The sequence below is a fragment of the Paraburkholderia sp. Cy-641 genome, assembly GCF_011752945.1.
Lineage (GTDB): Bacteria > Pseudomonadota > Gammaproteobacteria > Burkholderiales > Burkholderiaceae > Paraburkholderia.
On record NZ_VWWM01000004.1, the window covers coordinates 1 to 25,455 of the forward strand.

Here is a 25,455-nt window from a genome sequence, read left to right on the forward strand (position 1 = left end):
AAGTACCCGAAGTACCCGAAGTACCCGAAGTACCCGAAGTACCCGAAGTACCCGAAGTACCCGAAGTACCCGAAGTACCCGAAGTACCCGAAGTACCCGAAGTACCCGAAGTACCCGAAGTACCCGAGGTACCCGAAGTGCCCGAAGTACCTGAGGTACCGGAGGTGCCCGAAGTACCCGAAGTGCCCGAAGTACCCGACGTACCCGAAGTGCCCGAAGTGCCCGAAGTGCCCGAAGTACCCGAGGTACCCGAGGTACCCGAGGTACCCGAGGTACCCGAGGTACCCGAGGTACCCGAAGTGCCCGACGTACCGGAGGTGCCCGACGTCCCCGACAACCCACCATTACCAAGCGGGTTGTTCGGAGTCTGAATAGTCGACCCGCAGCCGTAGAGTGAGAGAAGCATGGATGTCGCGACAGCGATGGCTGTACGACCGGCGAATTTTTGCATGATGTCCTCGTTGAACGACTATTGATGGAGGTCACCAATGCAAGTTGCAGGCCAAACGTAATTTATATTTCTATTTCTTCTTTTATAAGAACATTTACCGACGAATCATGCGAAAGGCGCAATTCATATCTGTAAAACGCGTGTTTTTCAGATTGTCCGAGGGCGATGTACCGGCCGGTGCTACGTAACGTTCGAGCCGGGCGTAACAGTCTTTTGAGGCATTGCGCATAACGCTCCGTAGCGCCGCTGCCGAACCGCATGCGTTTTGCTTCGCCCATGGATAACTCACCGGCAGATCGGGCTGCGCGCTCCTGGCCACACACCGTGCATCGCCGTCTAAAGCTCGGGCACACGCTTTGTGCCCCGATGAAGAGACCATGCCCTCATCGCTCCGTCGTCGGCATCCGGCTCGCGCTTTCCCGCATTGGGCTGTTCCCGTCCGTGCCGCTATCGTCCGTTCCAGCGGCGGGCCCGCGCCTGATCGTCGATTCGCGCAAGACGAGGTGCGGATCGAGCATCGAATAGCCGGCGTGTTCTTCGGCTTTGCCTTGCAGTTCGCCGAGCAGTTTCGTCATCGCGAGTTCGCCCATCTTCTCGCTCTGGAAATCCACCGAGGTCAGCGCTGGCGACGCGTACTCGCCATACGGCACGTTGTCGAAGCCGGCCACCGACACGTCCTGCGGCAACCGGAAGCCCAGTCCGCGCGCTTCCTTGATGAAGCCGAGCGCGATCAGATCGTTGTAGCAGATCACGGCATCCGGACGCCGCGGGCCGAGCATCAGTCCCGAGCACATGCGCTCGCCGGCCGCGGGCGACGGCGCTTGCGCCTCGTGAACGTCGAGCGGCAACCCGAAGGCGTCGAGACAGTTGCGGATGCCGCGAATCCGCTCGTCGTTCCAGCGCGAGCGGCCAAAGCCGAGATAAGCGATTCGCCGGTGGCCGAGTTTGACGAGGTGATTCGCGAGCATGTAGCCCGCGAGGCAGCTATCGGTGCCGACGCTCGAAATCGGAAAGCGCTCGCTGCGCCCGAACAGCACGACCGGTTTGCCGAGATCGAGCAGCCATTGCACGGAATCGTCGGGCATGCGCGAACTGACGATCATGCCGTCGACGCGTTGCGCGAGCGATTCGATCAGCGTTTGCTCGCGCTCCTGGCTTTCTTCGGTATCGACGAGCAGCAGCGTGTAGTCGTGCTGAAGCGCCACGCGGTTGGCGCCCTTCACGATGCTGGTGAAATGCGGATTGCGGATGTCGAGAATCGCGAGGCCGATGGTGCGCGTCCGCCCGGTGATCATCGAGCGGGCGAGCGGGTTCGAACGATAGCCGAGCTGTTCGATCGCCTGCTTGAGCCGCGCTTCGACGACCGGGGTAAAACGCTGTGCCCCATTGATGTACTTCGACACGGTCGCAACCGATACGCCCGCTGCGGCCGCGACGTCGCGAATGGTGGCACTCTTTTTCATCGGCTCGGGATAACGTTTTCCGGTAACTTCTTAATACTAACGGCAATGCCCCGCACCGTAAAGGCAAACGCCGCGCGCGCAGTGCCCGGATGGCGCGGCGCGAGCGCGCTGACAGCGCAATCTCGTCGGCTCAATAGCGCGGCTTCTTCGCGATCCACTCGGGGTGCAGCTTGCGCATTTGCGCGGCGTCGTTGCGCTGCGTCATGCCGCATTGCAGATAGCGCTCGTGCAGCGCGCCCAACGCGTCCCGATCGAGTTCGACGCCGAGGCCCGGCGCGTCGGTGACGCTCACGCAGCCGCCTTCGATCGCGATCTTGCCGCCCTTGAGCACTTCGTCTTCCTGCCACGGATAGTGCGTATCGCACGCATAGGTGAGATTCGGCACCGCCGCCGCGAGATGCGACATCGCCATCAGGCTGATGCCGAGATGCGAATTCGAATGCATCGACAGGCCGAGGCCGAACGTCGCGCACATCGTCGCGAGCGTTTGCGTGGCGCGCAGGCCGCCCCAGTAGTGATGATCCGACAGCACGATCTGCACGCCGCCGAGCGCGACGTTGCGGCGGAATTCGTCCATGCTCGTGACGACCATGTTGGTCGCGAGCGGCAGGCCCGTTGCGCGATGCAGCTGCGCCATGCCTTCGAGTCCGGGCGTCGGGTCCTCGTAGTACTCGAGATCGCCTTCCAGTTGTTTGGCGATCCTGATCGACGTATCGAGCGACCAGTTCGCATTCGGATCGATCCGCAACGGATGATCGGGAAACGCGCGCTTGAGCGCCTTCAGGCTCGCCACCTCGATGTCGGGGTCGAGCGCGCCGGCCTTGAGCTTGATGCTGCCGAAACCATAGCGCTCGATCATCGTGCGCGCCTGCCCGACGATCTGCCCGGGCGTGAGCGCCTCGCCCCAGTTATCGGGGCGGTACGAGGCATCGACGTCGCTCGCGTACTTGAAGAACAGATAGGCCGAGAACGGCACCCGGCGCCGCACCGCGCCGCCGAGCAACTCGTGCAACGGCACGCCGAGCGAGCGCGCCTGCAGATCGAGCAGCGCGACTTCGAAGGCGCCGAAGACCTTCTGCTCCGCCTTGTCCAACTGCGAGCCGGGCGCGAGATCGATCTCGACCGCGCTCGCTGGCGGCGCGCCCGCCGACAAGGCCGCGCGCACTTCGCGCGCCGCGCCGTTCAGATCGAACGGGCTCAGTCCGGGCAGGCGGTCCTTCACTTGCAGCAGGCCGTCGAGCACGGGCTTGTCGCCATACGTTTCGCCGAGGCCGATCAGACCGTTGTCGGCTTCGATCTCGATGATCGAGCGCAGCGCGAACGATTCATGCACGCCGCTCGCGTTGAGAAGCGGCGGGTCGCTGATGGCAATGGGCGTGACGCGGACGGAGGCGATCTTCATGGGGGCGGTTTGCTTTATCGATGAACGGCGCAGTCGCTTGCGCCCGGCGCGGGAGAAGGATAACGATTTCCAATTCTAGCGAGCGGTGGCGGTCGAGTAAATGCGCTTCGACATCGCAATTCGAGAATTTTGATGTCGCCGCCTATACAGAAATCGAGCATTCATGACGCGTGCCACGGATTTTGCTAGGGCAAGGAAAACGCCTGAAAGCACTCGATTTACCACTACGGTGGCCCGAAGAAAAAAGAAAACGTTTTCTTCATTCCGCGCCTTCGTGCGACAATCCAGCCGACAAAGACTATGCGGATTCCACCCGGTTTCGACCGGAGAATCGTCGCGGTGTCGATTGCGTTCGCGCCCGCCGGCTTGCCGCCGCGTCGCGCGGCACACGCCCCGCGACCAACGAAGCGCGCGGTTCGCCTGCAACCGCGCGACGCACGGAGACACGAGGTAACGGCATGACCAAGTCTATCAAGGTGAAAGGCCTGCGCTGGTGGATGATCGGGCTGCTCACGCTCGGCACGATCACCAACTATCTCGCGCGCAGTTCGCTGAGCGTGGCCGCGCCGACGGTGCTGCAACACCTGAACATTTCCACGCACGAATATGGCTGGATTACCGGGGCATTTCTCGTCATGTATCCGATCGGCGCGCCGCTGACCGGTTATCTGATGGACCGCGTCGGCTTGCGCATGGGCTTTCTGCTGTGCGGCGTCGCGTGGTCGCTGATCTGCATGGCGCACGGTTTCGCGGCGGGCTGGGTCGGGCTCTTCGTGCTGCGCGGCATGCTCGGGCTCGTCGAAGCCGCGTTCATTCCGGGCGGCATGCGCGCGGCGGCGTACTGGTTTCCGTCGCACGAGCGCGGCACGGCCGCGGGCGTGTTCAACCTCGGCACGTCGACGGGCGCGATCCTCGCGCCGCCGCTGATCGCGTGGTCGATCCTGCACTACAGCTGGAATGTCGCATTCCTGATCGTCGGCGGACTCGGGCTTGCGTGGGCCGTGCTGTGGCTGCTGCTTTACCGGCATCCGGACCGTCATCCGGCGTTGTCGAAGGAAGAGGCGGCGTATATCGGCGCGACCCAGGAGTCGAGCTTGCGCGCCGCGAAAGGCTCGGGCCCAAAGGTCTTCGAGATCCTCCGGCAGCGTAATTTCTGGGGCATCGCGCTGCCGCGTTTCTGCGCCGATCCGGTGTGGGGCACGCTGGTCTACTGGATGCCGCTGTACCTCTATCAGGCGCGCGGCTTCGATCTGAAGGCGATCGCGCTCACCGCGTGGCTGCCGTTCGTCGCGGCCGACCTCGGCTGCATGGTCGGCGGTCCGTTCTCGGCGTGGCTCAAGCGCCGCTTCGACGTGCCGATCGTCAACGGCAAGCGCATCGCGTTCACGATGGCCGCGTTCCTGATGATCGGCATGGCCGGCGTCGGCTTCGTCCATAGCCCGGCGGTGGCGGTGTTCCTGCTGTGCCTCGGCGGCTTCGCGCATCAGACGCTGTCGATCACCGTGATCTCGATGTCGGCCGACCTGTTCCCGCGCCGCGAGGTCGGCACCGTGACCGGCATGGCCGCGCTCGTCGCGGGCTTGGGCAACTTCGCGTTCACGATGACGATGGGCTGGTTCGTGACCCGCGTCGGCTACACGCCGTTTTTCGTCGCGCTCGGTTTCGGCGATCTGATTGGCGCGACGCTGCTGTGGACGCTCGTGCGCCGTCCCGCGACGAGCGAAACGCCGGAAGCCGCGCCACAGCAAGCGCGGGCCTGATCAGAACTGCAAGGTCGCGCTCGCGACCGCCGTCCGCTGCGGCGACGGCGACACGTAGTAGCCCCACGCGGTCGTCCAGTAACGGCGGTTGAACAGGTTGTTCACGCCGGCGCGAAACGTAACGTCCTGGCCGGCGATCTTCGTTTCGTAGCGGCCGCTCAGATCGAACGTTGCGTAGGCCGGCACGAACTGCGTGTTGGCCGCGTCGACCGCTTGGTTGCCGACGTAGCGGCCGCCGAATGCGAGCGTGAGCGGCCGCAGATATGCCGGGTTGTATTCGATGCGCCCCGTCGCGGTAAAGCGCGGCGCGCCATAAATGCGCTTGCCCTCGATGCCCGGATCGTCGATATCGACGGCCTTCGCGTCGAGCCACATCACGCCGCCCATCACGCGCCATTCGCTCGTCAGCGCGAGCCAGCCGCTTGCGTCGATGCCGGTGTAGCGCTTCGTGCCGTCCTGCACGAAAACGTTCGCGGTGTTCGTGTAGTTGTAGCCCTGATCGACGCGGAACAACGCGAGGTTCGCGCCCCAGCGGCTGTGATCGGACTTGAAGCCGACTTCGTACTGCTTGCTGCGCAGCGGGCCGAACGTCGCCGGATAGTTCAGGTTCGTGTTCGACGCCGCGCCGCCCTGTTCGAGCGATTCCACATAGCTCGCGTACAGCGTCGAGTACGGATCGGTCTTGAACATCAGCGCGAAGGTCGGCGTGACCGGGTTCGCGCTGTATTGCGACGTGACCGCGCCGCCCGGCTCGTACACGTTCTGCCGGTACTGCGTGTAGCGCACGCCGAGCAGCGCGGAGAGGCGCGGCGTGAACTGCACGGTGTCGCTCGCGTAGACGGCGGTCTGCGTGGTGCGCTGCTGGCGGTACAGTTCCTCGCCGATGCTCACTTCGTCGTTGCTCAGCAGCGTCGTGGCGTACAGGTTGCCGTTGCCGAGGAAGTAGCCCTCGTTCCAGCCTTCGCTGTTGCTGTACTCGCTCGTCTGCGTCTGGTAGCCGGTGCCGAGCACGATTTCGTGATGGATGCCGCCGGTGTCGAACTTGCCCTGCACCATCGCATCGACGTTCTGATAGAAGTAGCGCGTCATTGCCGCGTAGAGCGTATTCGCGTAGTTGCCGGCGTCGTCGGTCACATAGAGCAGGCTGTCCGAATTCGTGCGGTTTTCCTTCGCGAAGCGGTACTTCACGCTCGCGCGCCAGTTCTCCGACAGACGATAGTCGAGGCCCGCGCCGAACGACGCCATCTCGGTCTGATAGTAGTTCTGCGGCTGCGCGAGCGCGCCGCCGATCGTGCTCGCGTCGGGAATGCCGAGGCCGCCGCCGAACATCAGGCCGAAGATCGTGCCCTCGGTCTTGCGCTTCTGATAGAGCGCGTCGGCGCTGAAGACGAGGTCCGGCGTGATGCGGAAGTCGAAGGCGAGCGACGCCACCTGGCGGCTCACGTGGCCGTCCTGCTCGGCAGTGGTGCCGTATTCGTTGGCGAGATTCAGGCGATAGCCGAAGCGCTGGTCGTTGCCGAAGTGCCCGCCCACGTCGACGGCCTGGCTGAATACGCCCGCCGATCGATAGCCGAGCGTGAAGCTGCGGTACGGGTCGTCGGTCGGGCGCTTGAGCACGTAGTTGACGATGCCGCCCGGCGAGCCGAAGCCGTACATGAATCCGGACAGGCCCTTGAGCAGTTCCACCTGCTCGAACGGTTCGAGCGAGAGGTCGGTGTCCCAGGACGGGAAGGTTTGACCGTCCACCTTGATGCTGTTGAGCGTATCGATCGGCATGCCGCGCACGTTGAATGTCGAGTTTTCGCTGATCGAGTTCTCGCTGCTGATGGTGACGGCCGGGTCGTATCTGAACAGATCGTTGGCCGTCGTCGCGAACAGGTCCTGGGCGTCGTCGCTCGTGGCGATACGCGTCGAGAAAGGCGTGTCGACCTGCTTGCGCGAGCCGAGCGCGCCCGCGCTGACGGTGTCGGCCTGCGCGACGGCCGCATCCTTCGACGCCGATACGCTCACGGCCGGCAGTGTCGTCGCCTCGGCGTCGCTCGCCGCAGCCTGCTGCGCCCAACCCGCTGACGACAGCGTGGAAAGCGACAGCCCCGCGCTCACGAGCAGCCCCGTACTGAGGCGCGACGGAGCACGGCGCGCGCCGCGCGCGGAAGCGGGGCGGCGGATAACGGCAAGCTGGGCGGATTCGATGGATTTCTGCATGTTTGTTTTAGGTAGGCGTAGCGTGGCGCCGCCATGCGCCTACGCTGCGCGGCGGAATTCCAGTCGGCCGGGTGGTTGCGAGAAGTGATGAAGCGCTTGAGTCGTTAAGGTTGGCTAAACGGTTGAAACGAGCGATCCAGGTTCGAAATTTTCATAAATCATAATGCATATGATTCGCATTTACAAATAAACAGAGGGTCAACCCGAACTTCAAGTCATCTATAAGATATCTGTTTAAAGACTTGGGCAATCGGCCGCAAAGCCTTATCTGGCGGGGCTTGACCCCTTTGGGCGAGGTGCGGCCGTCTGTTTGTCGCGCCCCGGATAGAGGAAAACACGCATATACTCACGGTCTGGCCGCAAACTGAGGGCCGCGGGTTGCGTCGTGTCGCATTGCGCCGTAGCCGCCGCCGCGATTGCGCTGGCTCCGCACCGCCAACGCTCTGTCTACCACTTCCTAGCAAAGCATCGATCATGTCCACACCGCCGAAGATCATCTACACCCTGACCGACGAAGCGCCCGCTCTGGCAACGTACTCGCTGCTGCCGATCGTCAAGGCGTTTACGCGCTCGTCCGACGTGCTCGTCGAAACGCGCGATATCTCGCTCGCCGGCCGGATCATCGCCGCATTTCCCGACTACCTGAGCGCGGAACAGAAGGCTTCCGACGATCTGGCGGAGCTCGGCGGACTCACCACGCGCCCGGAAGCGAACATCATCAAGCTGCCGAACATCAGCGCCTCGGTACCGCAGCTGAAGGCCGCGATCGCCGAGCTACGCGACCAGGGCTACAAGCTGCCGTCGTATCCGGACGTCGCGACGACCGACGCCGAGAAGGACGTCAAGGCTCGCTACGACAAGATCAAGGGCAGCGCGGTGAACCCGGTGCTGCGCGAAGGCAATTCGGACCGCCGCGCGCCGCTGTCGGTGAAGAACTACGCGCGCAAGCATCCGCACAAGATGGGCGCCTGGAGCGCGGAGTCGAAGTCGCACGTCGCGCACATGAGCAGCGGCGATTTCTACGGTAGCGAAAAGTCGGCGCTCGTGGCGGCAGCCGGCAACGTCAAGATCGAACTCGCGGCTGCGGACGGCTCGACGACGGTCCTGAAGGAAAAGACGCCGGTGCAGGCGGGCGAGATCATCGACGCGTCGGTGCTGAGCAAGAACGCGCTGCGCAGCTTCATCGAGGCGGAAATCGCCGACGCGAAGGCGAACGGCCTGCTGTTCTCGGTGCACCTGAAGGCCACGATGATGAAGGTCTCGGACCCGATCATCTTCGGTCAGGTGGTGTCGGTGTTCTATAAGGACGTGCTCGCGAAGCACGCCGAGGCGCTGGCCAAGGTCGGCTTCAACCCCAACAACGGTATCGGCGATCTGTACGCGCGCCTGAAGGATCTGCCGGCCGAAACGGCCGCGGCGATCGAAGCCGATATCAAGGCGCAGTACGAACAGCGTCCGCCGCTCGCGATGGTCAACTCGGACAAGGGCATCACGAGCCTGCACGTGCCGAGCGACGTGATCGTCGACGCGTCGATGCCGGCGATGATCCGCGAGTCGGGCAAGATGTGGGGCGCCGACGGCGCGCTGCACGACGCGAAGGCCGTGATTCCGGACCGCTGCTACGCGGGCGTCTACCAGGCGGTGATCGAGGACTGCAAGAAGCACGGCGCGTTCGATCCGGTCACGATGGGCACGGTGCCGAACGTCGGCCTGATGGCGCAAGCGGCCGAGGAATACGGCTCACACGACAAGACGTTCCAGATTCCGGCGAACGGCGTGGTCCGCGTGACCGACGCCGCCGGCGCGGTGCTGCTGGAGCAGCCGGTCGAGCAGGGTGACATCTTCCGCATGTGCCAGACCAAGGACGCGCCGATCCGCGACTGGGTCAAGCTCGCGGTGAACCGCGCCCGCGCGACCGGCACGCCGGCCGTGTTCTGGCTCGACGCGGCGCGCGCGCACGATGCGCAGATCATCAAGAAGGTCGAGCAGTACCTGAAGGACCACGACACCAACGGTCTCGACATCCGTGTGATGACGCCGGTCGAAGCGGCGAAGTTCTCGGTCGAGCGCATCCGGGCCGGCAAGGACACGATCTCGGTCACCGGCAACGTGCTGCGCGACTACCTGACCGACCTGTTCCCGATCATGGAACTGGGCACCAGCGCGAAGATGCTCTCCATCGTTCCGCTGATGGCCGGTGGCGGCATGTTCGAAACCGGCGCGGGCGGTTCGGCGCCGAAGCACGTGCAGCAGCTGGTCGAAGAAGGCTTCCTGCGTTGGGACTCGCTCGGTGAATTCCTCGCGCTGGCGGCGTCGCTCGAACATCTGGGCACGACGTACCACAACCCGAAGGCGCAGGTTCTCGCGAAGACGCTGGATCAAGCCACCGGCAAGTTCCTCGACAACGACAAGTCGCCGGCCCGCAAGGTCGGCGGCATCGACAATCGCGGCAGCCACTTCTACCTCGCGATGTACTGGGCCGAAGCACTGGCCGCGCAAACCGAGGACGCGGCGCTGCAGGCGCAGTTCGCGGGCGTCGCGAAGGCGATGGCCGACAGCGAGGCGAAGATCGTCGCCGAACTCGGCGCGGCACAGGGCAAGCCGGTGGACATCGGCGGCTACTACCGTCCGAATGTCGGTTTGACGAGCCAGGCAATGCGCCCGAGCGCGACGCTGAACGCGATCGTCGATTCGATCGCCTGAAGCAGAAGCCGCGTGCGCGACTGAGGCAGTGAGCATGACGATGGCTTCAGAAGCCATGCGGTAAGCACGCAGCCCGGCCGCCAGAACGGTGGCAAATACGACAATGGCGCTTTCGAGCGCCATTGTCGTTTCTGCGTGCACTGCTACGTCACCGTCGGTCATACCCTTTCCTGGTCCTTACACGTGAACGATTTCCCAATCGGCGAGATGCTCCGGAAACTCGAGCTGCGACGTGTCGAGTTCAGACAGATGCTCGCAGTTCAGGCCGCGCGCGAGATCGTCGGCGGCCTGTTGCGGGCTTGAAAATTCACCGAGCGTTTCGTTGCCGTAGGTGGCCTCCCAACCGTCCTGACCTGGCAGAATGTAGAACGCTCCCAACGTCGAACCAAAGCGAAAGCCTTTCATTTTTTGTCTCCCAGTTGCCAATAAAAAAACCGTGGTTCGTGACGGCTTCTTCGCAATCTGTGGGATTGGGGCGGACCGCTCTGTTAGGCCTTCCCGAATCCGACTGCGTGAAGCGCGTGCTCTTGTAAAAGAGTCTACGTCAGCGGCTAGTTGGGCAAGCAGGCGTCAAACGGTTCTTTCTAATAAAAATTATGTTTTAAAAACAACAATTTGCGAGCTTAATTTTGCGATGTGCAACGTCGGGCGACATTGCGAAATGGCTGATTTGTGCCACGCACCATGATTTTTTACGAAGCGCGGCATCGTTTCGTATCGCGAAAAATAGGGGGGCTGTGTTAGGCCTGAAATGACGGTGTGCGGCTTTGAGCCGAGCCAGGGTGGGTTTCGGCCTCGCTTTGTCATGGATTCCTGCCGGCTTCACGCCATCGGTTAGCCATGCGCCGGCCGGCGCTTCAGCCTGCGTTTAACCCCGCGATGCGCCGCAAAAACTCGAGCAGCGCGCGATCGAACTGCGCCGGCCGTTGCAGCGGCGCGAAATGGCTGACGCCGGGCAGGACAGTCAGCCGTGCGCCTGGAATGCTGCGCGCAAGATAATCGGCGTGCTCGGGCTTGATGAACTCGTCGTGCTCGCTTTGCACGATCTCGACCGGCACGCGGATGCGCGCAAGATCGGCCGCCGAATAGTTCGGCTGCGCGCGCATCATCTCGCTGACCGCGGCGACGAATGCATCGAAGTCGTTCGGCGTCGCCGAGAGGCTGGCGTAGTCCTTCGCATGGCGGCCGAAGCAGCGGTCGATCACCTCCGCAGGCACGAATGGCTTCGTCCCGGTCGGGTCCATGTTGCAGCCAAAGAAGAACACGCCTGCGACGCGCTCGGGCGCGAGCGCCGCCAGCACGAGCGATACGCACGCGCCGTCGCTCCAGCCGATCATCGCGGCCTTGGCGAGTTGCAGCGTGTCCATGACGGCAAGCACGTCCGACGCCATCAGTTCGTAGCGATAGGGCCGTGCATCGCGTGTGCTGCGGCCGTGGCCGCGGCTGTCGATCACGACGACGCGATGCCCCGCATCGAGCAGCGCCGGCACCTGATAACCCCAGTTGCCGCTATGTCCCAGTCCGCCGTGCAGCAGGATCACCGGTGCGCCCGAGCCGTACGACGCGTACCAGATGCGCGCGCCGTCGTGCTCGACGTGGCCGCTCTGGTCCGTTGCCGGCAGCGGCGCGGCGCCCTGTACGGCGAACTGTTCGAGGGCGTCGTCGTGGTGCTGTGGTGCCATGCTGGCCTCCGTCGCGTTAGCCGCGTGACGAAGCCGGCGCGAACATACTGCGCCGGTTTCCCGCCGGAAGTATCGAGGTGAAATGCAACTGCGCGGACTGGTCCAGTCTCGTGCCGATGCGCGGGCAAGACGCCCTCAGGCGCCGACTTTCGTCAACTCATGCGCGCGACGCAGCCGCTCGCGGCTGTTGCTCAGATGCATGCGCATCGCGGCGCGCGCGTCGTCGGCGTCCTGGCGTTCGATCGCGCGATAGATCAGCAGGTGCTCGCCGAGCACGTTGCGCAGCACCTCGATGTGATCGAGTTCGGCGATCTCGGCGGTGCCGAGCCGCGTGCGCGGACTGACCGAGCGGCCGAGCTGGCTCAGCACGTCGAAGAAATAGCGGTTGCCGCTCGCTCGTGCGATCTGCAGATGGAACTCGATGTCGTGCGCGAGCGTGTCGGTGCTGCCGCGCTCGAGTTCCGACTCGAAGCGGTCGAGCGCGGCGTAGATCTGCTTGAGGTTCTGCTCGGTGCGGCGCGAGGCAGCCAGTGCCGCTGCGGCGGCCTCGACGTCGATGCGGAATTCGATGATCGCCATCACGTCGAGCATGCTGGAGAGATCGGCGGCGGGCAACTGCATCGGTTTTTCGGCGGCCGGGGCGAGCACGAACGTGCCGATTCCGTGCCGTGTCTCGACGACGTTGGCCGCCTGCAGGCGCGAGATCGCCTCGCGCACCACGGAGCGGCTCACCGAGAGCTGCTTCATCATCGCGACTTCGGTGGGAATGCGGTCGCCCGGCCTCAGCGTGCCGCGGCGGATTTCATCGGAAAGAGTGGCGACCACCTTTTCAGTTAGGCTGCTCATTTTTGTGGCTTGTTGACTGATCCAGCAAAGTATCGCACAGGACTTTACTGGATTCCCATGCGTTCGACGGTAGCGCTCGGGGCTATTGCGCGCGCGGGCGCATGGTGGGCGCGCGGCGCAACGGGCCGTTATCAGGCGTTCCAGCCCGCTTGCCTGCCTGCGCGCAACTAACGGTCAAGCCGTTGCCGCGCCTGCGGCTTGCCGATACAGGTTATCGGAAAATTATAGTCATCAGACGTCTTAGTTCGACGTGGGACACGTCATGAGTTCTGGGTTTTCATGCCGTAAAGCCTTGTGTCTTAGAAAGATTGCAGGGTAAACACTCCTCTGGAATCGTTCGGGATATCGGGGTAGACTGTCGTCGTACAACGTGTCATGCTTGTCATGAGGCGATGTGCTTCGCCCGGATGCGCATCGTTGCGGGAGTCCCGAGGCCGCAACGTCCATTGGCTACACTGACGGTCGCAGGCGGCCGTCGATCCTTGCCAGTTCGCATTTCCATCCGGTCCGCTCGAAAGCGCGCAACTCGCGATGTCGTCGAAGGCCGGCTCATTTCACAAACAGGTGCTTTTTCCATGTCCACGAAACCAACCGAATCGAACGCCACGCCGGTCGTCACCGAACTGCGCGTCGTGCCCGTCGCGGGCCGCGACAGCATGCTGATGAATCTGAGCGGCGCGCATGGCCCGTTCTTCACGCGCAACATCGTGATCCTGCGCGACAGCTCGGGGCATACCGGCGTCGGCGAAGTGCCGGGCGGCGAGAACATCCGCAAGACGATCGACGATGCGCGGCCGTTCGTCGTCGGTCAGTCGATCGGCAATCTGCAAGCAATCCTGAACAAAGTGCGCACGCAATTCGCCGACCGCGACGCGGGCGGCCGTGGTCTGCAGACTTTCGACCTGCGCACGACGATTCACGCGGTGACCGCGCTCGAAGCCGCGCTGCTCGATCTGCTCGGCCAGCATCTCGGTGTGCCGGTCGCGGCTCTGCTCGGCGAAGGCCAGCAGCGCGACGCAGTGGAAATGCTCGGCTACCTGTTCTATATCGGCGATCGCAAGAAGACCGATCTGCCGTACGCGGACAACACCGGCGCGCGCGACGACTGGGAGCGCGTGCGCACCGAAGAGGCGCTGACGCCGGAAACGGTCGTGCGTCTCGCCGAGGCCGCGCAGGCGCGTTACGGCTTCAACGACTTCAAGCTGAAGGGCGGCGTGCTGCCGGGCGATGCCGAAATCGAAGCGGTCACGGCGCTGGCCGAGCGCTTCCCCGAAGCACGCGTGACGCTCGATCCGAACGGCGCATGGTCGCTCGCCGAAGCGGTGCGCCTGTGCCGCGACAAACACGACGTGCTCGCCTACGCGGAAGACCCGTGCGGCGCGGAGAACGGCTATTCGGGCCGCGAAGTGATGGCCGAATTCCGCCGCGCGACCGGTTTGCCGACGGCGACCAACATGATCGCGACCGACTGGCGCCAGATGGGTCACGCGATCCAGTTGCAATCGGTCGACATTCCGCTCGCCGATCCGCACTTCTGGACCATGCAGGGCTCGGTGCGCGTCGCGCAGATGTGCAACGACTGGGGCCTTACGTGGGGTTCGCATTCGAACAACCACTTCGACATCTCGCTCGCGATGTTCACGCACGTCGCCGCTGCGGCGCCGGGCAAGATCACCGCGATCGATACGCACTGGATCTGGCAGGACGGCCAGTTCCTGACGCGCGATCCGCTGCAGATCGTCGGCGGCAAGGTCAAGGTGCCGCAGAAGCCGGGTCTCGGCGTCGAGCTCGACATGGATGCGCTGGAGAAGGCGCATGCGCTGTATCAGCAGCACGGCCTCGGCGCGCGCGACGACGGCGTGGCGATGCAGTATCTGATTCCGAACTGGACGTTCGATAACAAGCGGCCTTGCCTCGTGCGCTGATTCGGGCCGCACGGCGGTTGAGGTAGTGTGATGTAAAGAGAGCGGCTGCGTGGTTTCCCATGCAGCCGCTCGATGTTTTTCAAGGCCCGGTGTTGGCGTATGCCCGGGCGAATGCGCTTCACTCCAGGTTCGCTCATTGCGTATCGAGCGGACTCATCGGAGACCTTGCGGAAGCGCTCGTGTTTTCGTCTCGCCGAATCTTTGCCCATCCCTGCCGATCCTCTGCGGCAACGCTTGAGTTGTCGATCTTGAAATTCTCATCGGACATCAGCGCATCAATATAAGCCGTTGTTTTTATTGGTTTGATGTAAACCCTAGTCGTCTGATGACGAATTTATATCTACGATGCCTATCACTGGATAGCAGACCGTGTCGCCGCTGTTAGCCCGAGGTTCGATTCGGCACGCGGATGAACATCAAGGGACGAAAAGCTTCCAGTCAGGCCTGCATGCTTTTGGGAGTCGAAGCTGAAGGGAGACAGCCGGCCGGGTCATAACAACTCATCAGGTAGTAATCCTTAGTACTAGAACGAGCAGTGCGTCTCGCGCATTTGTGCCTATAACAATTGAGGAAAGACAATGTCTGTGAAATTCATTCAGAGGAGAACCGCCGCCGCCGCAAGCATCATGTTCTTTCTGGCGGCGTGCGGAGGCAGCAATAACCCCAACCCATCGTCGACGGCTTCGGCGCCCACCCCGGCATCGACGCCGTCAGCCGCAATGCCGTGGATGAATACGTCGCTTTCTCCCGAAGCACGCGCGGCACTGCTTGTCCCTGCCATGACGCTCGCCGACAAGGAGGAGCAACTAGCAGGTTCGACCCCCGGGATTCTGCCCGAGTTGCCGCAGTGCTATGGCGCGCGGCACATTCTCGGTCTCGCGAAGTACGCGATTCCGACTCTGCGGATTACCAATGGCCCTGTCGGCATCGGCCAGAACGATTGCGTTTCTCCGTCCGTAACGGGCTATGCAGCCTATACGGATTCCAGTTCGGCCAAGGCGACGGCCTTGCCATCGGCGATCGCGATGGCGGCCTCGTTCGATCCTTCCGTGGCAACCCAGTTCGGTAACGTGGTCGGCGTCGAGGGCGGGAATCTGGCGCTGCACGTGTTCGAAGCGCCCGGTATGAACCTGGCACGCTTGCCGGTGGGCGGCCGCAATTTCGAGTACATGGGCGAGGACCCGTATCTCACGGGCACGATGGGGGTCGCCGAAATTCAGGCCGTGCAGGCTCACGGCATGATTGCGATGGCCAAGCACCTGGTGGCGAACGAACAGGAAACGAATCGCATGACGATTCAGGAGAGCGTCGACGATCAGACGTTGCACGAGCTCTATATGCTGCCGTTCGAGATGGCGGTGAAAGCAGGCAACGTCGGCGCCGTCATGTGTTCGTATAACTCGGTGAACGGTTTCTCGATGTGCGAACAGAAGCACATTCTCTCCGATGTTCTGCGCGGGCAATGGGGCTTCAAGGGCTACGTGCAATCAGACTTCTTCGCCGCGCATAGCACCGCGCCGACCATGCTGGCCGGTATGGATAACGAAATGCCGCTGCCGCAGAACTGGACCCCGGCGAACCTGAACGCGGCGCTGGCTTCGGGCCAGATTCAGACCTCGGACATCGACAATGCGCTGCTGCGTCGCTATACGCAGATGTTCCGCGCGGGTATCTTCGATCGGCCGATTGCTCAGACTGCCATCAATGCGACGGCGGACGGTACGGTCGCGAAGCAGATCGGCGAGCAGGCCGCCGTGCTGCTGCAGAACAACGGTACCTTGCCTCTGAAAAAGACGGTTCGAAACGTGCTCGTGGTCGGCAAGGCGACGCAGGTCTATGCCCAGCAGGCCGTGGCCGGCGGCAGCTCGGTCGGCAACCCGATGGGTTCCGGCGGCGGCAGCTCCGATGTCGTCGCCTTGTACACGGTGACGCCGGTGCAGGGCATCAAGGACACGCTCGCCAATCTCGGGAACACCGGCGCAACGGTTCACCTGGCGCTCGTGGACGACAGCAATTCGACCGCCACGATCGATGGCGCGGCCGCGTCCATCTCGGCCGTGACGACAGCGGTGACCAGCGCCGATGCCGTGATCTTCATGGCCGGCTCCATGTCGGAAGAAGGCGCTGACCAGGCGACATTTACGGACTCGACGGGCCTGACGCTCGACACCGGCAAATACCTGAATACGCTCGACTGGTATGCGCCGAAGTCGAACTCGATCACGACCTCGAGTACCGCGAAGAACAGCAACACGCTGGCGTTGCTCCAGACCATCGTCGCGGCAAACAGCAATACCGTGCTCGTGCTGAAGGACAGCGCCGCCGAGGCTCTCGATCCTTCGCTTCTCACGGGCGGCACGTCCGCACCGGGCGCGATTCTCGAAACGTGGTTCCCGGGCGAGGAAGACGGGCATATCGTGGCGGATCTGCTGTGGGGTGTTGCGAATCCGTCCGGCAAGCTGCCGGTGACGTTCCCGCAGGTCGGCCAGGGCTTCATGGATTCGATCACGCCTTATCAGTATCCCGGCGTGTCGATCAACGGAAGCGCGACGGTGACTTACTCCGAGGCACTCAATGTCGGTTATCGCTGGTATGACGCGATGGGTAAGACACCGGCATTCCCGTTCGGTTATGGCCTCTCGTACTCGACCTTCACGATTACCAACCCGACCGTGAGTTCCGGCGCGAACGGCACGTACACGGTGACCGCGGTCGTGAAAAACACGGGTTCCGTGGCGGGCGCCGAAGTGCCGCAGGTGTACGTCGCATTGCCGAGCTCGGCTGGAGAGCCGCCCAAGCGTCTGGTGGGATTCCAGAAGGTCAGTCTGAATGCCGGCGGATCGCAGACGGTGTCCATCACGATCGATCCGGCCGCGCCGAATCATCCGCTCAGCACCTGGAACAAAGACTCGCAGCAGTGGACGACCCCGGCCGGTTCTTATTCGGTGTACGTCGGTAACTCGTCGCGCAGCCTGACGCTTGCGGGAACGATTACGCAATAACGTCGTGTTTAACGTTGCGTAAGTCGCCGGAGTCCGATGCTCCTTCGGACTCCGGCATAAGCGCTCGAACCAACCTGAGTGGTCCGCCGAATGAAAGTACTATCACGATGGATGCTTGCACTGGTGTTCGGTGCAACGCTTCCCCTGGCCGCGAGTGCCGCGGAAAAGCCGTTTGTCACCGTCAACGGCAAACCGGTTTCTCAAGCAGACGCCGACTTGTATATCGGACAGGCGCATGCGCAAGGTTTTCCCGATTCGCCGCAATTGACCGACCACGTGCGCGACGAACTGGTGCGCCGCGAAGTCATCTTCCAGGCGGCGCAGAAGGCCGGCTTCGACCGGCAACCGGACGTCGCGGCGCGCGCCGAGGCGGCCCGGCAAAAGATTCTGGCTCAGGCTCAGGCAACATGGGAGACTGAAATCGTCAGGGAGTACATGCAGGACTTTCTCAAGAAAAATCCTGTCACTGACGATCAATTGCGGGCGATGTACAACGACATGAAGGCGAAAGGCGGGAGTACCGAATATAAAGTCCGCCATATCCTCGTCAAGGATGAAGGCGCAGCCAAAGACATCATTGCGAAGCTCAATAAGGGCGCATCGTTCGCGGACCTTGCTCGCGAATCGGTCGATCCGGGTTCGAGATATAACGGCGGAGACCTGGGCTGGGTCACGTCCAGCAAGGTCGTCAAACCGTTTGCCGACGCGATGGCTCATTTGCACAAGGGCGAATACACGCAGACTCCGGTTAAAACCGGCTACGGCTTTCACGTCATAGAAGTGGATGACACCCGCCCGTTGCAGGTGCCCTCGTTCGAGGACATGAAGCCGATGCTGTACCAGCAGGCACAGGCCGAACTCGTCGACAGAATGGTGAAGAATCTTCGAGCCAAAGCCACGGTTCAGTGAGCAGGCTCCCCTGACGTTCATCTCCTTGGGATGCGACGGAGAGCCTGGCGAGACGTTATCCAGCCTCTTCGACCTGCCCATTCGCTCCCCGTGCCTTCATGCGGACCGGGGAGCTTTTTTATTCGAGCAGGGCACGCGCGATTCGCCGATCGCAACCGAACCGCTCAGTTCTTGTGAAACACCACGTGCGAAATGCGCGGCACGAGCAGCGCGGCCGCGAGCGATGCCACCGCCGTCAGCCACACGCCGAGATGGATCGACTGCACGAGCGCATCGCGCGCGCTATCGATCAGCGCGAGCGTGTCGAGTCCCGACGGTTTCATATCGGCGATCAAGCGGATGCGCGATGCTTCGTCGATCAGAATGCGCAGATCGACGAAACGCGGCTGCCATTGCGACGCGGCCGGCTCGCCGAGCACGCTCATCGTGCGCGTGACGACGCTGCGGTAGTGATGCGAAACCACGGTCGTGACGATGCTCGTGCCGAGCATGCCGCCGACCATACGCGTCGATTGCAGCAGCGCGGTCGTGATGCCGAAGCGTTCGCGCCCGGCGATCTCCTGGGCGAACACGTTCAGATTGTTGAGGATGAACCCGAGCCCGATGCCGACCGCGGCCATCGGCAGCGCGATGCGCACGTGCGGCGTATCGGGATAGGCAAACGCAAGCGCGATCGACGCGAACATCAGCAGGGCGAAGCCGATCGAGAGAATCCGCGTGGGCTTTTTCATGTGAATCACGATGCGCGTGTTCAGCAGGCTGCCGAGCGCGATACAGGCGGCGATCGGCGTGGCGAGCAGGCCGGCCTGTTGCGGCGAGAGGCCGAAGCCGCCTTGCAGCAGCAGCGGCGCGAAGAAGATCAGCGAGAACATCACGAAGCCGGACAGCATGCCGAGCGTGAACAGTGTGACGAGCTGCGAGTCCTTGAACAGGTCGAGGGGAATGATCGGGTGCGTCGCGCGTTTTTCGCAGATCAGCAGCGCAACCGTGCCAAGGACCACGCAGGTGCCGAGCACGACGTTGCCGGTCGTGAGGCCATGCTTCGGCACGCCTTCGATCAACGCCTGCAAGCCGCCGAGCACGGCTGCGACGAGCGCCGCGCCGAGCCAGTCGATTTTCACTTCGTCCTGTTGCGGACGCCGGAAGCTCGGCAGATGCGCCCAGGTGAAATAGAGCGCCGCCACGCCGACCGGCAGGTTGACGAGAAACGTGGAGCGCCAGCCGAGGTGTTCGCTCATCCAGCCGCCGAGCGACGGCCCCGCCGCCGTGCCGATGCCGTATGCCGCGGCCAGCACCACCTGCCAGCGAACGCGGGTGCGCGGATCGGGGAACAGATCGGGGATCGAGGCGAACGCGGTGCCGACCATCATCCCGCCGCCGATGCCCTGCAGCCCGCGCGCGATGACGAGAAACAGCATGTCGTTGGCGAGCCCGCACAGCACCGACGCCACCGTGAACGTGATGACCGAGGCGATCACGAAACGCTTGCGGCCGAAGTAGTCGCCGAGCCGCCCGAACACCGGCACCGTCACGACCGAGGCGAGCAGGTAGGCGCTTGCGATCCACGCGAAGTATTCGAAGCCGTGCAATTCGGCGACGATCGACGGCAGCGCGGTACTGACGACGGTCTGGTCGAGCGCGACCAGCATGTTGACGAGACCGATGCCGAGCATCGCGAGGAGGGCGTTGCGAAACGGCAGGGCGGAAGCGGAGGCGGTGGAATTCACGTGTCGGGCAGAAGGCGGTTCGGGTGGGCGCTGCGCGGTGGCGGGCGGGTCGGGCTCTTGGCGGCTTCGTGCAATGCTAGTTGTCTGACCTCTTGATGATTATACGGGTTTCCCCTTAATCGAAACTATTCGTTGAACGAAAAGAGACACGGGGAGGGTAAAAAATGGCCGGTTTCGCTGTGCGTGCGGGAAGGCGCCGGCCCATGCGTGCCGAACATGGTCGAACCTGGCCGAACGTGGTAAGTTCGCTCGCGATATATGTCCGATATGTGTCCGCGGAGGACTTCATCCTGCACGACGCCCCGGCTTCATTGCTCAAGACGGCCCGCACGATCCTCGCGGCCGCATGGCGCCAACGCGATGCGGCGAGGTTTGGCCGGGCCGTCGCCATGAGCGCCGCGCTGCTGCTCCCTTGCCTGCGCGAGGCGGCCGCCGCCGACATGAACGCCGGCTTCGTCTCGCTCTATGGCGTCTTCGACACCAGCATCGAAATCACCGATCCCGGCTCCGGCTGGACGCCGCGCATGGATTCGGGCGCGTATCGCGGTTCGCGCGTGGGCTTGCATGGCGCGGAGCCGATCGGCGGCGGCACGGCGATCGTGTTTACGCTCGAAAACGGTTTCAGCTCGGCCGACGGCTCGTTGCAGGTGCCCGGTTCGCTGTTCAACCGGCAGGCGTGGATCGGCGCGCGCGGCGCGTGGGGCGAAGTGAGAATGGGCCGTCAATATTCGCCGATCTACATCCCGTTCAAGGGCGGTCTCGACGCGTTCGGCGCCGGCACGATCGCCTCGGGGCTCAACAATCTGTCGAAGATCACGCCGTATGCGAACAATGCGTTCACCTATCTGTCGCCGCGGATCGCCGGTTTCGACGCGACCGTGATGATGGCGACGCGCGATCCCTCCGAGGACGACGGCAACGGCCTCGACGGCTATTACGTCACGGCATCCTATCGGCTCGACGGACTGCACGTGCTGTACGCGCATCAGCAGACGCACGGCGCCGGCGCGCTGCGCGCGAATCTCGGCGGCGCGAGCTACGGCTTCGGCAAGTTGCGCGTGTGGCTCGCCTTCTTCAACGGCGACGGCGGCACGCCGGTGTATCACGGCGCGGGCGGATCGCTGTCGGCGCAGTACCGTTTTTCCGCCGTCGCGCGCGCCTCGCTCGGCTATGCGCACGTACGCGACTACACGCTGGCGGGCGCGAACGCGGACCAGTTCAGCGCCGCCTTCGAATACGACGTTTCGCCCACGCTGCTGCTTTACTTCAACGCCGCTTATCTCGCCAATCACGACGACGCAAGCTTTACGCTGCGCGGCGTCAACGTGACCGGACTGCCGGTGGCTTATCCGGGCGCGCCGGTCGCGGGCGTGCAATTCGGCCTGCTCGAACGGTTCTGACACGCCGCGCAATACAGCGGGTTTTATTCACTGATTACCCAATCATTAGATAAAAGCGCTTAAATTTTCTGGAATGTGGGAAACAGGATAGGCGGAGACCGGGCGTATTAATTTTGAGATATCGCGTGTGATTTTTTGGCGAAACTATGATTTGCGTGGCAGGAATTTGACAGATTGCCGTAAATACAAGGTTTGCGGAATAAAAAAAGGCCGACACGATGTGTCGGCCTAAAGATCCTGGCGTCCGAGGATGTTTGCCAGAACCTGAGAGACATGCCCACAAACCGGCGCAGGGCACGGTGCACGGGACTTCGAGCCGGAAACCGGAGCGTATGAATATCGCGTCGCGGTTTCCCTCGTCAGGCTGGGACGGCATGTTTGGCCGATGGCGCTGGCGAGTGGGGTATTAACCAGAAAGCATGGCGGCAAGTATAACGTCAGCCCTGAAATTTGTGGGTACGAATGAGGCTAAATTAATTGTAAAAAAGTTCTTCTGCTTATCCAGATATTGGCCGGCTCGAATAAGGCGCCGATACGGAGTCGATAAGACGCCGAATTGAACGGCGCTACGCCCGTTCGAGGCGCCGGTTTGAAGCGCGGGAGCCGATAGCGCAGGATTCGCGGGACAGGCGCTATGCTACCGGTTTCGTCTATCCGAGGAGAAACCCATGACGCAGCCAGCAGGTTCGATGATTACCTTCAACCGTCCCGATGGCCGGCAACTTCAGGGCTACCTGGCCAAACCGCGGAAACCGGAGGGCGCGCCCGCGGTCGTCGTGATCCAGGAATGGTGGGGCGTGAACGGGCAGATTCGCGGTGTCGCCGACCGTCTCGCGCAGGCCGGCTACCTCGCGCTCGTGCCCGACCTCTATCGCGGCAAGTCGACGGTCGAGCAAGAGGAAGCGCACCATCTGATGAGCAGCCTCGATTTCGGCGACGCCGCCACCCAGGACGTGCGCGGCGCGGTGCAGTACCTGAAGCAGTACGCGGCGAACGTGGGCGTGACCGGCTTTTGCATGGGCGGCGCGCTGACGTTGCTCGCGCTGTGCAACGTGCCCGAAGTGGCGGCCGGCGTCGTCTGGTATGGTTTTCCGCCGCTCGATTATCTCGACGCCTCGAAAATCAAGGTGCCGGTGATGGGCCACTGGGCTCTGCAGGACGAATTCTTCGCGGCGGAAACCGTCGACGTGCTCGAGAAGAAGCTCGGCGAGGCGAACGTCGACCTCGAGTTTCACCGCTATCTCGCGCGCCACGCGTTCGCGAACGAAACGGCCGTCGGACCGGGCCGCATCGCGGCGACGCAGTACGATCCGGCATGGGCGCAGCAGGCGTGGGATCGTACGCTGACGTTCTTCGGCCGTACCTTGTGGAAATGAGCGCTTAGCGCCGTTCAGTGGCAGACGGGGCCGACAGGGGCAGAAAGGCGCGGCGCAGGGCATCCCGCCGCGCCTCACGCGATTCACGCGAGGACATCTTGACGACCGATTCCGCAACGGGCTACGCGGCCGCTCCGGTTTGCGACTATAGCCACTTCGATACTTACGGTAGCGCCGCGCGCCTGCAGTTGCCCGCGTGGCGCGAGCGCGTCGGCCATTTTCTCGACGTGCCGATCTCGCGCCGGCAACTGGCCGACGGTTTTCGCGGCAGCATCGACAGTTACCGCGTCGGCGGCATGGCTTTCATGGACTGCCGCACCGATCCGGTCGAGCAAACGCGCGCGGTCGCGCGCATCTCCACCGACAACGTGTGCCAGTTCGTGTTTCATGTGGCCGTGGACGGCGTGGTCGAAACCGCGACGGGTCTTTATCCGAAGCGCAATGCGGTGCAAACGGTGCCCGGCATTCTCGCGCTCGATCTGAACCAGCCGATGTGGATGACGCGCGGCCCATGCCGCGTGATGGCCTTGTTCGTGCCCCGCGAGATCGTGGAGGCGGTGCTGCCGGAGGCGGCGTCGATTCATGGCCGCGTGATCGAATATCATTCGCCGCTCGCGCGGATGATTCCCGCACATCTTGCCGAGCTGTCCCGCTCGTTGCCCGAGATGAGCCCGCAGGCCGCCTACGAGGCGCTCCGCGGCTGCGCGATGCTGATCGCCGCGGCCTTCGGCAGGCAGACTGGCTTGACCGGCAACGCGCGCGCGGCGGCGCGCACGGCGATGTTCGCGAGCGCGCGCCGCTATATCGACGCGCATCTCGGCCAGGCGGATCTGACGATCGACAAGGTGCTCGCCGTATCGCAGCTTTCGCGGCCCACGCTGTATCGTCTGTTCGAGCCGGAGGGCGGACTCGCCGCGTATATTCGCAACCGGCGGCTGCGCGAAGCGGCGGACGAGTTGCATCGCTATCCGCACAGGCCGGTGATCGAAGTCGCGTATGGCCTCGGCTTCAATAGCGCGTCGGATTTCAATCGCGCGTTCCGGCGCGCTTACGAAATGTCGCCGGGCGATTTTCGCGAGGCGGCGCTGGCGCTCGACATACGCAGATAAGCGCGTGGCGAAGCCCGATGCGCGCCGCACATGCATGCAGATGCAGCGCGAGCCGCCTATCGGCACGTCGGGCACGCCAGGCACGCCGCGCCGGTCCAGTGAGGCCGTGATCGTTCGGCAAAACAGCCGCTATGGAAGCAGTAACGACATGAATCCGATCGCAGGAGATAACAACGTGGTAAACATCAACCCGACCCGCCTGATGGCCGACCTTAAACATCTGCGCAGTTTCGGCGCGACCGGTCCCGGCGTGGTGCGGCTCTCGCTGTCGCCGGTGGATCTGGCGGCGCGCGCATGGCTCGTCGGCCGGATGACGGAAGCCGGGCTCGAGGCGCGCATCGACGGCGTCGGAACCGTGTTCGGGCGCTCGCGCAACGGCGGCCCCGCGCTGCTGGTCGGCTCGCACACCGACACGCAGCCGACCGGCGGCTGGCTCGACGGCGCGCTGGGCGTGATGTACGGCCTCGAGATCGCCCGCGCGCTCGCGGAGAACGAGGCAACGCGTCATCTCGCGGTGGACGTCGCCTCGTGGATCGACGAAGAGGGCACCTTCTCCGGCCTGCTAGGCAGCCGCAGCTTCGTCGGCGAGGCGGTCGACGAAGCGATTCGCGGCGCGGCGAACCGCCAGGGCGAGCGTCTCGAAGACGTGCTCGCGGCGGCCGGGCTCGCGGGACGGCCGCGCGCGCATTTCGAAGCGGGGCGGCACGTCGCGTATTTCGAGCCGCATATCGAGCAGGGTGGCCGGCTCGAAGCGATCGGCAAATCGATCGGCGTCGTCACGACGATCGTCGGGATGCATGAGTTGCGTTTGCGCTTCACGGGCCAGCGCAATCATGCGGGCACGACGCCGATGGCGATCCGCCGCGACGCGGGCGCGGCGCTCGTGGCGTTCATCGCGCGCATGAACGAGGCATTCGAACAGCTTGCGGATGCCGACACGGTCTGGACCGTGGGCCGCATCGATCTCGATCCGGGCTCGATGAGCGTCGTGCCGGGCGCGGCCGACATGTATCTGCAATTCCGCGACGCGAACCCCGCGCGTCTGCAGGCGATGGAACAGCGGCTCGCCGAACTCGTGCGCGACTTCAACGCGCATCACGCGGTGAGCGTCGAATGGCAGAAGATCGACGAGCCGATCGAGCCCGTCAGCATGGATGCGGCGCTTGCCGGTCATCTGGCGCGCGCCGCCGAAGCGCTCGCGCCAGAGCAATGGCTGCGCATGCCGAGCGGCGCCGCGCACGACGCGCAGGTGATCGCGCGCCGTATGCCCGCCTGCATGATGTTCGTGCCGAGCATCGGCGGCGTGAGCCACGACTTTATCGAAGACACGGCAGAGGAGCATATCGTGCTCGGCTGCCAGGTCGCGGCGACCGCCGCCGCTTCGATGCTGCTGGAAGCGGCCGCCCAGCGCGCCTGAGGGATGGCCGCGCCGGCGGTGCGGTGAGTTGCGTCTTGCCGCCGGCGTCGTCAAACGGGGCGCGCTGCGGTTTTCCCC

Annotated in this window: 17 protein-coding genes and 1 pseudogene; 9 read left to right on the forward strand and 9 right to left on the reverse strand. The window is 63.6% G+C overall.

Features of this window, described 5'->3' with window-relative positions:
• The 3 genes and pseudogenes from F3J20_RS31980 to F3J20_RS03110 all read right to left on the reverse strand — a co-directional run.
• Window positions 1-451 (reverse strand): annotated as a pseudogene (locus F3J20_RS31980) (hypothetical protein); the annotation flags it as partial.
• A gap of 383 nt (window positions 452-834) precedes the next feature.
• Complete coding sequence (locus F3J20_RS03105) at window positions 835-1,914, reverse strand: LacI family DNA-binding transcriptional regulator (RefSeq protein ID WP_240162689.1); 1,080 nt, start codon at window positions 1,912-1,914, stop codon at window positions 835-837.
• Window positions 1,915-2,044: 130 nt separating this feature from the next.
• On the reverse strand, window positions 2,045-3,316 hold the full coding sequence (locus F3J20_RS03110) for a glucarate dehydratase family protein (RefSeq protein ID WP_167281860.1): 1,272 nt from the start codon (window positions 3,314-3,316) through the stop codon (window positions 2,045-2,047).
• 458 nt (window positions 3,317-3,774) lie between these two features.
• Here F3J20_RS03110 and F3J20_RS03115 point away from each other — a divergent pair, with 458 nt between their 5' ends.
• A complete protein-coding gene (locus F3J20_RS03115; RefSeq protein WP_167281862.1) occupies window positions 3,775-5,076 on the forward strand; it encodes an MFS transporter in 1,302 nt (433 codons plus the stop codon).
• Here F3J20_RS03115 and F3J20_RS03120 read toward each other — a convergent pair whose 3' ends face one another.
• Complete coding sequence (locus F3J20_RS03120) at window positions 5,077-7,281, reverse strand: TonB-dependent receptor (RefSeq protein ID WP_167281864.1); 2,205 nt, start codon at window positions 7,279-7,281, stop codon at window positions 5,077-5,079.
• Between the two features lie 474 nt (window positions 7,282-7,755).
• Between F3J20_RS03120 and F3J20_RS03125 the strand changes: the two genes are divergently transcribed.
• Window positions 7,756-9,984, forward strand: coding sequence for an NADP-dependent isocitrate dehydrogenase (locus tag F3J20_RS03125; RefSeq protein WP_167281866.1), 2,229 nt, complete (start codon window positions 7,756-7,758; stop codon window positions 9,982-9,984).
• Between the two features lie 177 nt (window positions 9,985-10,161).
• Here the strand turns inward: F3J20_RS03125 and F3J20_RS03130 are convergent, their stop codons facing one another.
• The 3 genes from F3J20_RS03130 to F3J20_RS03140 all read right to left on the reverse strand — a co-directional run bounded on the left by F3J20_RS03130 (window position 10,162) and on the right by F3J20_RS03140 (window position 12,512).
• Window positions 10,162-10,389 carry a hypothetical protein gene (locus F3J20_RS03130; protein ID WP_167044865.1) on the reverse strand — a complete coding sequence of 76 codons (228 nt, stop codon included), beginning with the start codon at window positions 10,387-10,389 and terminating at the stop codon, window positions 10,162-10,164.
• Between the two features lie 452 nt (window positions 10,390-10,841).
• Window positions 10,842-11,666, reverse strand: coding sequence for an alpha/beta hydrolase (locus tag F3J20_RS03135; protein WP_167281867.1), 825 nt, complete (start codon window positions 11,664-11,666; stop codon window positions 10,842-10,844).
• 135 nt (window positions 11,667-11,801) lie between these two features.
• Window positions 11,802-12,512, reverse strand: coding sequence for a FadR/GntR family transcriptional regulator (locus tag F3J20_RS03140; protein WP_167044859.1), 711 nt, complete (start codon window positions 12,510-12,512; stop codon window positions 11,802-11,804).
• 575 nt (window positions 12,513-13,087) lie between these two features.
• Between F3J20_RS03140 and gudD the strand changes: the two genes are divergently transcribed.
• The gene (gudD, locus tag F3J20_RS03145) at window positions 13,088-14,437 is read left to right on the forward strand and encodes a glucarate dehydratase (RefSeq protein ID WP_167044856.1); all 1,350 of its coding nucleotides are present in this window, start codon (window positions 13,088-13,090) and stop codon (window positions 14,435-14,437) included.
• Window positions 14,438-15,032: 595 nt separating this feature from the next.
• Here the strand turns inward: gudD and F3J20_RS31985 are convergent.
• Window positions 15,033-15,218, reverse strand: coding sequence for a hypothetical protein (locus F3J20_RS31985; RefSeq protein ID WP_240159098.1), 186 nt, complete (start codon window positions 15,216-15,218; stop codon window positions 15,033-15,035).
• On the opposite strand from F3J20_RS31985, the gene F3J20_RS03150 reads away from it, so the two are divergent.
• Both F3J20_RS03150 and F3J20_RS03155 read left to right on the forward strand, forming a co-directional pair.
• On the forward strand, window positions 15,217-17,439 hold the full coding sequence (locus F3J20_RS03150; RefSeq protein WP_240162690.1) for a glycoside hydrolase family 3 C-terminal domain-containing protein: 2,223 nt from the start codon (window positions 15,217-15,219) through the stop codon (window positions 17,437-17,439). The genes F3J20_RS31985 and F3J20_RS03150 overlap by 2 nt on opposite strands.
• A gap of 111 nt (window positions 17,440-17,550) precedes the next feature.
• Complete coding sequence (locus tag F3J20_RS03155) at window positions 17,551-18,348, forward strand: peptidylprolyl isomerase (protein ID WP_167044850.1); 798 nt, start codon at window positions 17,551-17,553, stop codon at window positions 18,346-18,348.
• A 164-nt stretch (window positions 18,349-18,512) separates the two neighbouring features.
• Here F3J20_RS03155 and F3J20_RS03160 read toward each other — a convergent pair whose 3' ends face one another.
• Window positions 18,513-20,021, reverse strand: a complete 1,509-nt coding sequence (locus F3J20_RS03160) for an MFS transporter (protein WP_167044929.1) — start codon at window positions 20,019-20,021, stop codon at window positions 18,513-18,515.
• A gap of 494 nt (window positions 20,022-20,515) precedes the next feature.
• Between F3J20_RS03160 and F3J20_RS03165 the strand changes: the two genes are divergently transcribed.
• The 4 genes from F3J20_RS03165 (at window position 20,516) to F3J20_RS03180 (ending at window position 25,377) form a co-directional block, all read left to right on the forward strand.
• Window positions 20,516-21,475, forward strand: a complete 960-nt coding sequence (locus F3J20_RS03165; RefSeq protein ID WP_240162694.1) for a porin — start codon at window positions 20,516-20,518, stop codon at window positions 21,473-21,475.
• Window positions 21,476-22,143: 668 nt separating this feature from the next.
• The gene (locus tag F3J20_RS03170; protein ID WP_167281872.1) at window positions 22,144-22,851 is read left to right on the forward strand and encodes a dienelactone hydrolase family protein; all 708 of its coding nucleotides are present in this window, start codon (window positions 22,144-22,146) and stop codon (window positions 22,849-22,851) included.
• Between the two features lie 98 nt (window positions 22,852-22,949).
• Window positions 22,950-23,960: a helix-turn-helix domain-containing protein gene (locus tag F3J20_RS03175; RefSeq protein WP_167044844.1), complete on the forward strand. Its 1,011-nt coding sequence runs from the start codon at window positions 22,950-22,952 to the stop codon at window positions 23,958-23,960.
• 175 nt (window positions 23,961-24,135) lie between these two features.
• Window positions 24,136-25,377 carry a Zn-dependent hydrolase gene (locus F3J20_RS03180; RefSeq protein ID WP_167044923.1) on the forward strand — a complete coding sequence of 414 codons (1,242 nt, stop codon included), beginning with the start codon at window positions 24,136-24,138 and terminating at the stop codon, window positions 25,375-25,377.
• Window positions 25,378-25,455 lie beyond the last annotated feature (78 nt).